General features: G+C 72.0%; 10 protein-coding genes. 6 read left to right on the top strand and 4 right to left on the bottom strand.

What is annotated here, in order from left to right:
* The first annotated feature begins 303 nt into the window (after nucleotides 1–303).
* The 6 genes from mnmG (at nucleotide 304) to FQY64_RS08930 (ending at nucleotide 6,481) form a co-directional block, all read left to right on the top strand.
* Nucleotides 304–2,193, top strand: a complete 1,890-nt coding sequence (mnmG, locus tag FQY64_RS08955; protein WP_146473922.1) for a tRNA uridine-5-carboxymethylaminomethyl(34) synthesis enzyme MnmG — start codon at nucleotides 304–306, stop codon at nucleotides 2,191–2,193.
* A gap of 220 nt (nucleotides 2,194–2,413) precedes the next feature.
* The gene (locus tag FQY64_RS08950; protein WP_146473921.1) at nucleotides 2,414–3,676 is read left to right on the top strand and encodes a sialidase family protein; all 1,263 of its coding nucleotides are present in this window, start codon (nucleotides 2,414–2,416) and stop codon (nucleotides 3,674–3,676) included.
* Between the two features lie 72 nt (nucleotides 3,677–3,748).
* Nucleotides 3,749–4,738, top strand: coding sequence for a porphobilinogen synthase (gene hemB, locus FQY64_RS08945; RefSeq protein WP_146473920.1), 990 nt, complete (start codon nucleotides 3,749–3,751; stop codon nucleotides 4,736–4,738).
* A 102-nt stretch (nucleotides 4,739–4,840) separates the two neighbouring features.
* Complete coding sequence (gene aroE, locus FQY64_RS08940) at nucleotides 4,841–5,683, top strand: shikimate dehydrogenase (protein ID WP_146473919.1); 843 nt, start codon at nucleotides 4,841–4,843, stop codon at nucleotides 5,681–5,683.
* Nucleotides 5,683–5,940 carry a YkgJ family cysteine cluster protein gene (locus FQY64_RS08935; protein ID WP_146473918.1) on the top strand — a complete coding sequence of 86 codons (258 nt, stop codon included), beginning with the start codon at nucleotides 5,683–5,685 and terminating at the stop codon, nucleotides 5,938–5,940. Before aroE ends, FQY64_RS08935 begins: the two co-directional genes overlap by 1 nt.
* A 121-nt stretch (nucleotides 5,941–6,061) precedes the next feature.
* On the top strand, nucleotides 6,062–6,481 hold the full coding sequence (locus FQY64_RS08930; protein ID WP_146473917.1) for a response regulator: 420 nt from the start codon (nucleotides 6,062–6,064) through the stop codon (nucleotides 6,479–6,481).
* Between the two features lie 7 nt (nucleotides 6,482–6,488).
* Here the strand turns inward: FQY64_RS08930 and FQY64_RS08925 are convergent, their stop codons facing one another.
* The 4 genes from FQY64_RS08925 to FQY64_RS08910 form a co-directional block, all read right to left on the bottom strand.
* On the bottom strand, nucleotides 6,489–7,658 hold the full coding sequence (locus tag FQY64_RS08925; RefSeq protein ID WP_186760908.1) for a Fic family protein: 1,170 nt from the start codon (nucleotides 7,656–7,658) through the stop codon (nucleotides 6,489–6,491).
* 106 nt (nucleotides 7,659–7,764) lie between these two features.
* Complete coding sequence (locus FQY64_RS08920; RefSeq protein ID WP_146473916.1) at nucleotides 7,765–8,787, bottom strand: 3-oxoacyl-ACP synthase III; 1,023 nt, start codon at nucleotides 8,785–8,787, stop codon at nucleotides 7,765–7,767.
* Between the two features lie 176 nt (nucleotides 8,788–8,963).
* Entirely contained in the window at nucleotides 8,964–9,281 is a 318-nt protein-coding gene (locus FQY64_RS08915; protein ID WP_146473915.1) for a DUF4156 domain-containing protein, read from the bottom strand.
* Between the two features lie 69 nt (nucleotides 9,282–9,350).
* Entirely contained in the window at nucleotides 9,351–9,833 is a 483-nt protein-coding gene (locus FQY64_RS08910) for a tRNA (cytidine(34)-2'-O)-methyltransferase (protein ID WP_146473914.1), read from the bottom strand.
* Between the last annotated feature and the right edge of the window lie 463 nt (nucleotides 9,834–10,296).

Genomic DNA, 10,296 nt, shown 5'->3' with positions numbered 1-10,296 from the left:
GCGCCGCGACGAGCGCCCGAGGCAGGAGCCGAGGGCGGGGTGACTTGGCGAGCGCAGGACGCGCGAGCCTAGTCACCGACGGTGCCGGCATTCCCGACGAGGTTGACCGTGAGCGACTCCTTCTACCGCTATGACGTGATCGTGGTCGGCGGCGGCCACGCCGGGCGAGGCGCGGCGCTTGCGCGCCACCGGCGCGCGCCGCGACGAGCGCCCGAGGCAGGAGCCGAGGGCGGGGTGACTTGGCGAGCGCAGGACGCGCGAGCCTAGTCACCGACGGTGCCGGCATTCCCGACGAGGTTGACCGTGAGCGACTCCTTCTACCGCTATGACGTGATCGTGGTCGGCGGCGGCCACGCCGGCACCGAAGCCGCGCTGGCCGCGGCGCGCGCCGGGGCGCGCACGCTGCTGCTGACCCATTCGGTCGAGACGGTCGGCGCGATGAGCTGCAACCCGGCGATCGGCGGCATCGGCAAGGGCCACCTGGTCAAGGAGATCGACGCGCTCGGCGGGATCATGGCGCGCGCGGCGGACGCCGCCGGCATCCAGTGGCGCCGGCTCAATGCGAGCAAGGGTCCGGCGGTGCGCGCCACCCGCTGCCAGGCCGACCGTGCGCTGTACCGCGCCTTCATCCGCCGCGCGGTGGAGAACCAGCCGGGCCTCACCCTGTTCCAGGCCGCGGTCGACGACATCCTGTTCGAGCGCGGCCGGGTCGAAGGCGTGCTCACCAACACCGGCCTGCGCTTCCACGCCCCCGCGGTGGTGCTCACCGCCGGCACCTTCCTCGCCGGCAAGGTGCACATCGGCCAGACCACCTACGCCGCCGGCCGCGCCGGCGATCCGCCGGCGGTGACGCTGGCGCACAGGCTGCGCGAAGGGCCGTTCGTGGTGGACCGGCTCAAGACCGGCACGCCGCCGCGCATCGACGGCCGCACGCTCGACTATGCGGTGATGGAGGAACAGCCCGGCGACGATCCGCGCCCGGTGTTCTCGTTCATGGGCTCGACCGCCGACCATCCGCGCCAGGTGTCGTGCTGGATCACCCACACCACCGAGCGCACGCACGCCATCATCCGCAACGCGCTCGACCGCTCGCCGCTCTACACCGGCCAGATCGAAGGCATCGGCCCGCGCTACTGCCCGTCGATCGAGGACAAGGTGGTGCGCTTCGCCGAGAAGCCCTCGCACCAGATCTTCGTCGAACCGGAAGGGCTCGACGTCGCCGAGATCTATCCGAACGGCATCTCCACCTCGCTGCCGTTCGACGTGCAGCTCGAACTGGTGCGCTCGATCCGCGGCTTCGAGCGGGCGCACATCACCCGCCCCGGCTATGCGATCGAGTACGACTTCTTCGATCCGCGGGGACTGAAGACCACGCTCGAGACCAAGGCGATCGCCGGGCTGTTCTTCGCCGGGCAGATCAACGGCACCACCGGCTACGAGGAAGCCGCCGCGCAGGGCCTGCTCGCCGGCGTCAACGCCGCGCGCTTCGTGCGTGGCCTGGAGGGCTGGAGCCCGCGCCGCGACGAGGCCTACCTCGGCGTGCTGGTCGACGACCTCACCACCCACGGCACCAACGAGCCGTACCGCATGTTCACCTCGCGCGCCGAGTACCGCCTGCAACTGCGCGAGGACAACGCCGATCTGCGGCTGACGCCGATCGGCCGCGAGCTGGGGCTGGTCGACGACGCGCGCTGGGAACGCTTCGACCGCAAGCGCGCGGCGATCGAGCGCGAGAGCGCGCGCCTCCGCGCGCTGTGGGCGGCGCCGAACAACGCGCTCGGCCGCGAGATCGCCGGTACGCTCGGTGTCGAGATCGCGCGCGAGACGCCGGCGCTCGATCTGCTCAAGCGCCCCGAACTCGACTACGCCGCGCTGATGCGGGTGCCGTCGCTCGCCCCCGCGGTGGACGATCCTGCGGTCGCCGAGCAGGTCGAGATCGATGCGAAGTATTCCGGCTACCTGGAGCGCCAGCGCGAGGAGATCGCGCGCCAGCAGCGCCACGAGGCCACGCGCATTCCCGAGGATTTCGACTATGCGCAGGTGCGCGGGCTGTCCGCCGAGGTGCTGCAGAAGCTGCAGCGCGTGCGGCCGCAAACCATCGGCCAGGCGCAACGCATTCCGGGCGTGACCCCGGCGGCGATCTCGCTGCTGCTGGTGCACCTCACCCGTGCGCGCCGCAGCCGGGTGGCGTGACCTGACCGCGTAGGTTGGGCTGAGCGCAGCGAAGCCCAACCCCGGGGCTTCGTGCCTGTTGGGCTTCGCCTCCGGCTCAGCCCAACCTACGAAGCGGGTGCCCTGACCCGCGGTTCGTGTGGCCACGGATTGCCACGGATGGACGCGAATCGACCGCTCCTCCCACGCATCGGGCGCCCGGCCGCATGCGCTAGGCTGATGGCTTCCAGCGGAGCCCGCCATGCGACCACCCGTCCATTCCCTGCTCGTCGCCTCCACGTTGGCGTTGGCGCTCGCCGCCTGCGGCGGCGAACGCGCCGCGAGCGGCACGCCGCAGGCGCAACCGCAACCGGCGTCGCTGTTGCGGGTGAGCCCGTGGCCGCTGCCGACCGCCGACACGCGCGCCGCGCAGCCGGATCTGGTCGTCGCGCCGGACGGCGCGCTGCTGCTGTCGTGGATCGAAAGTCGCGACAAGACGCACCACGCGCTGCGCTTCGCCCGTTTCGACGGCGCGCGCTGGAGCGCGCCGCGTACCATCGCCGAAGGCGGCGACTGGTTCGTCAACTGGGCCGACACCCCGCACATCGCCGCCACCGCGGACGGCGCGCTGTGGGCGCATTGGCTGCGCAAATCCGCCGCCGCGACCTACGCCTACGACGTCGTGCTCGCGCGCTCCGCCGACGGCGGCGCGAGCTGGAGCGCGCCGCTGCGGGTGAACGACGACGGCACGCCGACCGAGCACGGCTTCGTGACGATGTGGGCGGCGGCGCCCGACCGCGTCGGCCTGGCGTGGCTGGACGGCCGCCACACCGGCGGCGACGGCCATGCCGGCGCGATGACGCTGCGCACCGCGCAGTTCGACGGCGCGCTCGCGCGCCATGACGAGCGCGAGCTGGACGCCTCCACCTGCGACTGCTGCCAGACCGACACCGCGCCCACCGCGCGCGGCACGCTGCTGGTGTACCGCGACCGCGCCGAAGGCGAGATCCGCGACATCTTCGCCATGCGCCACGGCGCGCAGGGCTGGAACGCACCGCGGCCGGTGCATGCCGATCGCTGGATGATGCCGGCCTGCCCGGTCAATGGCCCGGCCGTGGCCGCGCACGCCGCGCACGCGGTGGTCGCCTGGTACACCGCCGCCGGCGGCGTGCCGACGGTGAAGCTCGCGCACAGCCCCGATGCCGGCGAGCGCTTCGCGGCGCCGCGCGTGCTCGACCACGGCCCGGAAGTGCAGGGCCGGGTCGATGTCGCGTTCGACGGCCGCGATGTGTGGGCGCTGTGGCTGCGCGAGGCGGCGGACGGGCAGTCGCTGTGGCTGGCGCGGCTGACCCCGGACCTGTCGCGCGAGTTGCAGCGGGTCGAAGTCGCCCGCCCGCAGGGCCGCGGCCGCGGCACCGGGTTCGCGCAACTGGCGCTGCGCGAGGGCACCCCGCACGTGGTGTGGACCGAGGTGGTCGATGGCACGCCGCGGCTGCGCGCGGCGACGGTGCACGCGGCGCGCTGAAGCGCGCCGCCTGCACCGCGGCATTTGATTGGCGACAGGTCCCGCGCGGAGGTGCGGGGTACACTGCGCGCCATGCGCTACCCCCACACCCGACTGCGGCGCATGCGCCGCGACGAGTTCTCGCGCCGGCTGATGCGCGAGCACGTGCTCACCGCCGACGACCTGATCTACCCGGTGTTCGTGCACGAACCGGACGGCCGCGCGCCGGTCGGTTCGATGCCCGGCATCGAGCGGCTGTCGATCGACGAGCTGCTGCGCGTCGCCGAACAGGCCTGCGCGCTGCGCATTCCCGCGCTCGCGCTGTTCCCGGTCACCGCGCCGGAGGCGAAGTCGCTCGACGCCGCCGCCGCGTGGGCCGACGACGGCCTGGTGCAGCGCGCGGTGCGCGCGCTCAAGCAGCGCTTCCCGCAGCTCGGCGTGATCACCGACGTCGCGCTCGATCCGTACACCGCGCACGGCCAGGACGGCCTGCTCGACGCCAGCGGCTACGTGGTCAACGACGAGACGGTCGAGGCGCTGGTGAAGCAGGCGCTGTCGCACGCGCGCGCCGGCGCCGACGTGGTCGCGCCCTCGGACATGATGGACGGGCGCATCGGCGCGATCCGCCAGGCGCTGGAGGCCGAAGGCCACATCCACACCCGCATCCTCGCCTACAGCGCGAAGTACGCCTCCAGCTTCTATGGGCCGTTCCGCGACGCGGTCGGTTCCGCCGGCGCGCTCGGCAAGGGCAACAAGACCACCTACCAGATGGACCCGGCCAATGCCGACGAGGCGCTGCGCGAGGTCGCGCTCGACCTCGACGAAGGCGCCGACATGGTGATGGTCAAGCCGGGGCTGCCGTATCTCGACATCGTGCGCCGGGTGAAGGAACGCTTCGGCGCGCCGACGTTCGTCTACCAGGTCAGCGGCGAGTACGCGATGCTCAAGGCCGCCGCGCAGAACGGCTGGCTGGACGAGCGCGCCTGCGCGCTGGAGGCGCTGGTGTCGATCAAGCGCGCCGGCGCCGATGGCGTGCTGACCTACTTCGCCCTCGACGCCGCGCGCTGGCTGCGCGAGGGCTGAGCGCCTGCGCCTCCCCGCGCGGGCCGCGTCGGCCGTGACGCGCCCGCGCACGGGCGGCCGCGTACACTCGGGCCGCAGGACGTCCTCCCGCCCGGAGCGGTCATGAGCAAGCACTACGCGGTCTTCGGCCATCCCATCGCGCATTCGCTGTCGCCGCGCATCCACGCCGCGTTCGCGCGGCAGACCGGCATCGATCTCGATTACCGCGCGATCGACGCCCCGCACGAGCGCTTCCAGACGTTGCTGGCCGAGTTCGCCGCGGCCGGCGGTGCGGGGGCGAACGTCACCCTGCCGCTGAAGGAACAGGCCGCCGCCCTGTGCGTCCGCCTGAGCGAACGCGCGCGCCGCGCCGGCGCGGTCAACACGCTGGTGCGCGTGGCCGAGGGTTGGGAGGGCGACAACACCGACGGCTCGGGCCTGGTGCGCGATCTCACCGGCCGCCAGGGGCTGGACCTGCGCGCGCGCCGCACGCTGCTGCTCGGCGCCGGCGGCGCGGCGCGCGGCGTGGCGCCGGCGCTGCTGGATGCCGGCATCGGCGATCTCTTCATCGTCAACCGCACGCCCGAGCGCGCCGACGCGCTGGCCGACGCGCTCGGCCAGCCGGGCCGCGTGCACCCGCGCTACTGGGACGACATCGGCGAACTCGGCACCTTCGATCTGATCGTCAACGCCACCAGCGCCGGCCGCGGAAACGCGTTCCCGGCGCTGCCGGTCAAGCTGCTGGGCGTACGCGCCGCCGCGGTCGACCTGAGCTACGGCGAGGCGGCGATTCCGTTCCTGGCGTGGGCGCGCGCGGCCGGTGCGCACGACTGCATCGACGGCCTCGGCATGCTGGTCGAACAGGCCGCCGACAGCTTCGAGCGCTGGCACGGCGTACGCCCGGAGACCGACCCGGTGTACGAGGCCCTGCGCGCCCGCGACGACGCCCTGGTCACCGCCGACTGATGGACTGCCGTCCCGGCTGCGCCGCCTGCTGCATCGCGCCCTCGATCAGCTCGGCCATCCCCGGAATGCCGCACGGCAAGCCGGCCGGCGTGCCCTGTGTGCAGCTCGACGATGCCGGCCGCTGCCGGCTGTTCGGCCGCCCCGAGCGCCCGGTCGTATGCGCGGCGCTGCGTCCGGAGCCGGCGATGTGCGGCGGCGGCCGCGAGGAGGCGCTGGCCGCGCTGGCCGCGCTGGAGGCGGCGACGCGGCCCGGCTGAACGGTTGCCGGCGCCCGCCCGCCGGCGCCCGCACCCACCCCCGGATGCGGCCAACCGGACTATGCTCGGGCGAGCCGCCCGGGTGCCGGGCCGGCACGGTCACGGGGGCGCGGAGCGGGACATGGACCGACACATCCTGCTGGTCGAGGACAACCGGGACGACATCGAGCTGGTGCGCATCGCCTTCGAGCGCGCCGGGGTCGCCAACCGGCTGGAGGTCGCCCGCGACGGCGAGGAGGCGCTGCAGCGCCTGCTCGGCGGCACGTTGCCGCTGCCGGTCCTGCTGCTGCTGGACCTGCGGCTGCCGAAGGTGGGAGGCCTGGAGGTGCTGCGCCGCCTGCGCGAGGACCCGCGCACGCGGCTGCTGCCGGTGGTGGTGCTGACCACCTCGCAGACCGACGGCGACATGGTCGAGAGCTACCGCCTCGGCGCCAACAGTTACATCCGCAAACCGGTCGACATGGACCAGTTCATCGCCGCGATGCAGCGGCTGGGCATGTACTGGATGGTGCTCAACGTGCCGCCGGAGCCTGCGCGCTGAAGACGTCTCACAACGGCTGCGCACCCTCGCTGAGGATGTCCAGATACTGCCGGTAGGCGAACACACGGTGCCGTTGCTGGCCCGTGAGCTCCACGACCAGTCCCATATCCTGCAGGGCAGCGATCGCGGCGCGGATGGTAGGCCCACTGAGCGCGACTCGCGGCTGCAATTGCGGCACGTTCAGCACGACGCGGCGTGCGAACTGCTCGAACACCAGACCGATGTTTCCGGCGCGGCGCCCCAATGCACCGATCCTGGCACGGTCGCGGTGCAGCAGGGCGAGCAGGCGTTGCGCCGTGTCCACGGCCTGCTGGGCCGTTTCCGCCACGCCATCCAGGAAGAAGCCGAGCCAGCCTTCCCAGTCGCCGTTGGAGCGGACGGCATTGAGGCGTTCGTAGTACTCCGCGCGACGTTGCTTGAAGTAGAGGCTCAGATAGAGGCTGGGCTCGCGCAGAACGCCCTCGTTGCAGAGGATAAGCGCGATCAGCAGCCGGCCGAGCCTGCCATTGCCGTCGGCGAAAGGGTGAATCGTCTCGAATTGCACGTGCGCCAGTGCTGCTTTGACCAGCGGGGACGCATCCGAAGCGGGAGCGTGGAGGAAGCGTTCGAAATCGGCAAGCAGGCTCGGCAGCACTTCGGGAGGCGGGGGCACGAAATGCGCATTCGCAGGCGAGCTGCCTCCGATCCACACCTGGCCCGAGCGGAATTCGCCGGGCTGCCTGCCTGCGCCGCGCCCCCCTCGCAACAGCACGCCATGCATCTCCCGGATCAGGCGCAGCGAAAGCGGGAAGTCCTCGTTCCGCAACCGTCTAAGCCCATGGCTGAGCGCGGCGAGATAGTTGGAGACCTCTTCCACGTCGTCCACAGGCACACCGGGTGCCTCATCCAGCTCGAACAGCAGCAGGTCCGAAAGCGAGGACTGCGTGCCCTCGATCTGCGAAGACAGCAGCGCTTCCTTGCGGACGTACTGGTAGAGGAAGAGCTCCGGGTCCGGCAGCATCAAGGTGATGCCGTCCAGCCGGCCGAGCGCCTGGTCGGCGCGCTCTTTGCGCGCGACGAGGTCCTGTTCCGACAGGTCAAGCGGCGGATCGGGCGGAAGAGGATCCGGGATGAACGCCCGGTAAGGACGGCCTGCCAAGGAACCGGCAACGTGGCGGCCGGTGGCGCGGGAGGGCATTGTGACGTTTCCTTGGAAATCAGCGCCGGCTCGCCAAGGAAAATCTGATACCACTTTCTTTCCTAAAACGCCACCGCCCCCGGTCCAACGAAAATTTCCTGCACGCTCACCAGACCACCTCGGCCATCGAGCAGTTGAGGCCCGAGCCGATGCCGAGCAGGGCGATCCGGTTGCCCTTCTTCAGGCGCCCCATCTCGCGCAGCTTGGACAGCACGATCGGCACCGAGGCCGGGCCGATGTTGCCGTGCTCGCCGAAGATCGTCATGACCTTCTTCGGGTCGATGCGGAACGCGCGCAGGAACGCCTGGGTGTGGGCCTTGCTGACCTGGTGGATCACGAACTGGTCGAGTTCCTCGACCGCCCAGCCCAGCACCGCCTTGGCCGCGGTGAAGGTCTTCTGGCCGAGCTTGAGGCCCTCGATCATCAGCATGCGGCCGTCGGCGATCATGCGGTCGTGGTGCAGGTCGCCGCGGCAGAGCTGGTTCCACTCGGTCGCCGAACGGGTCACGCCGCCCTTGTAGCGCGGCGCGCCGGGGGCGAGTTCGGCGCGCGCCAGCACCATCGCCGCCGCGCCCGAGCCCAGCGTGAGCGTGGCCATCTCGTCGCGGAAGTCCTGCTCGGTGATCTCCGCGCGCGAGAGGCGCTCGAGCGTCTTCTCGTAGGCGAGGTCGGCGGTCTCGCCGTCCACCACCAGCGCGTAGTCGATCTCGCCGCGCTCGATCATCCGGCCGGCGATGTCCATGCCGTTGAGGAAGGCGAGGCAGGCGTTGGCGACGTCGAAGTTCTGGCAGGTGTCGGGCAGGCGCAGGTTGCCGGCCACGATCGAGGCGGTGGACGGCTCGAGGTAGTCGCGGCTGACCGAGGTGTTGACCAGCAGGCCGATGCGGTCGGCGTCGATGCCGGCATCGGCCAGCGCCTTCACGCCGGCCAGGGTGGCGGCGTCGGAGGCGCGCACCGGGCCGTCCCACAGCCGCCGCTCGCGCACGCCGGCCACTTCCTCCAGCACGTTGTACTTGATGCCGAGGCGGTCCAGGGTCGGCTTCAGCCGCGAGTGGATCTCCTCGGAGGTGAGCCGCCGCGGGGCGTCGATGTGGGCCAGGCCGGCGATGGCGACGTGTTGGAACAGCATGCGTGGAACCCGGTACGCGGAAGCCGGACAGGGTAGCCGGTTCCGGCCGTGCCCGCACTCTAGTTAACGCAGCGTCAAGGCCGGGCCGGCCGGCGCGGGCCGGGCGGGATCGGGCGCAAAGCCCGCTCCGGCGGGCCTGGGGGCGCATCGGCCGCCCCGCAGCCGCCTGAACGCGTTCAGCGTCCGCAGCGGTAGGCGGCGAAGCGCTGTTCGCCGTTCAGCGGCGGTCCCAGCGGCTGGATGGTGTCGGCCTGCAGGCCCGGGGCCTCGTTGCGGGCGAGCGTCTCCAGCTCGTCGCGCACGCGCAGGTCGTTGCGCTCGTAGAAGCCGATGCTGTCCTTCACCGACACCGCGATCTCGCCGCGCTGCTCGCAGCCGGCCGGCGCGGCGCCCTGGGCCAGCACGCGCACCGCCTTGGCGCCGGGCGCGAGCTTGACCCAGACGCAGCCGGAGGCGAGCAGGACGAACGCGGCAGGCAGCAGCCATCGACGCATGGTCGGATTCTCCACAGCGGAACGCGGGCCTGCGATTGTGAAGGGCGCCGGCGCCGTTGGCGAGGCGGCTCAGCCGCCGCCGGCGTAGCCGAGCTGCCGCCAGGCCTCGAACACCGTCACCGCCACCGCGTTCGACAGGTTCAGGCTGCGACTGTGCGGCCGCATCGGCAGGCGCAGGCGGTGCGAGTCCGGGACCGCGTCCAGCACGGCCTCGGGCAGGCCGCGCGTCTCCGGACCGAACAGGAAGGCGTCGCCTTCGCGATAGGCGGGCGTGTCGAAGCGCACCCGCGCGCGCGTGCTGAACGCGAACAGCCGCGGCGCCTGCCCGCCGTTGGCCGCGCGCAGATGCGCGAGCGCGGCGTCGAGGTCGTCGTGCACCCGCACGGTGGCGTACTCGTGGTAGTCCAGCCCGGCGCGGCGCAGTTGCTTGTCGTCCAGGTCGAACCCGAGCGGCCGGATCAGATGCAACCGCGCGCCGGTGTTGGCGCACAGCCGGATCGCGTTGCCGGTGTTGGGCGGGATCTCGGGCTGGTAGAGCAGGACGTCGAACATTGGGCGGGAATCGGGGGGTAGGGAACCGGGAACCGGGAACCGGGAATCGGGAATCGGGAATCGGGAATCGGGAATCGGGAATCGGGAATCGGGAATCGGGGAATCGGGAATCGGGAATCGGGAATCGGGAATCGGGAATCGGGAATCGGGAATCGGGAATCGGGGAGCGGGGAGCGGGAATCGGGGAGCGGGGAGCGGGGAGCGGGGAGCGGGGAGCGGGGAGCGGGGAGCGGGGGCGAGGCTGGGGATTGGGGGCGGGCTGCGGTTGACCGTCGCCCCGGCGCAGGCCGGGGCCCATTGCGAAGGGTGCCGGCATTCGTTCCGAGGGATCCCGGCATTCGCCGGATGACGGCTGGGGAGTTCGCCGGATGACCGGCCGGAAGTCCACCGGGATGCTCGCCCGTCGCCCCGCATCCTTCGTCGGCCTCAGGATGAGCGAGCCGGGCCCGTTTTCCCATGGTGG

The sequence above is a fragment of the Vulcaniibacterium thermophilum genome (genome assembly GCF_007923255.1).
Lineage (GTDB): Bacteria > Pseudomonadota > Gammaproteobacteria > Xanthomonadales > Xanthomonadaceae > Lysobacter_F > Lysobacter_F thermophilum.
This window is presented reverse-complemented; position numbering and strand designations above follow the sequence as displayed.

Bases quoted from the DNA above. Each gene is read 5' to 3' on its own strand.
- FQY64_RS08950 (WP_146473921.1), top strand. From the start codon at position 2,414: ATGCGACCACCCGTCCATTCCCTGCTCGTCGCCTCCACGTTGGCGTTG.
- hemB (WP_146473920.1), top strand. From the start codon at position 3,749: ATGCGCTACCCCCACACCCGACTGCGGCGCATGCGCCGCGACGAGTTC.
- aroE (WP_146473919.1), top strand. From the start codon at position 4,841: ATGAGCAAGCACTACGCGGTCTTCGGCCATCCCATCGCGCATTCGCTG.
- FQY64_RS08935 (WP_146473918.1), top strand. From the start codon at position 5,683: ATGGACTGCCGTCCCGGCTGCGCCGCCTGCTGCATCGCGCCCTCGATC.
- FQY64_RS08930 (WP_146473917.1), top strand. From the start codon at position 6,062: ATGGACCGACACATCCTGCTGGTCGAGGACAACCGGGACGACATCGAG.
- FQY64_RS08925 (WP_186760908.1), bottom strand. From the start codon at position 7,658: ATGCCCTCCCGCGCCACCGGCCGCCACGTTGCCGGTTCCTTGGCAGGC.
- FQY64_RS08920 (WP_146473916.1), bottom strand. From the start codon at position 8,787: ATGCTGTTCCAACACGTCGCCATCGCCGGCCTGGCCCACATCGACGCC.
- FQY64_RS08915 (WP_146473915.1), bottom strand. From the start codon at position 9,281: ATGCGTCGATGGCTGCTGCCTGCCGCGTTCGTCCTGCTCGCCTCCGGC.
- FQY64_RS08910 (WP_146473914.1), bottom strand. From the start codon at position 9,833: ATGTTCGACGTCCTGCTCTACCAGCCCGAGATCCCGCCCAACACCGGC.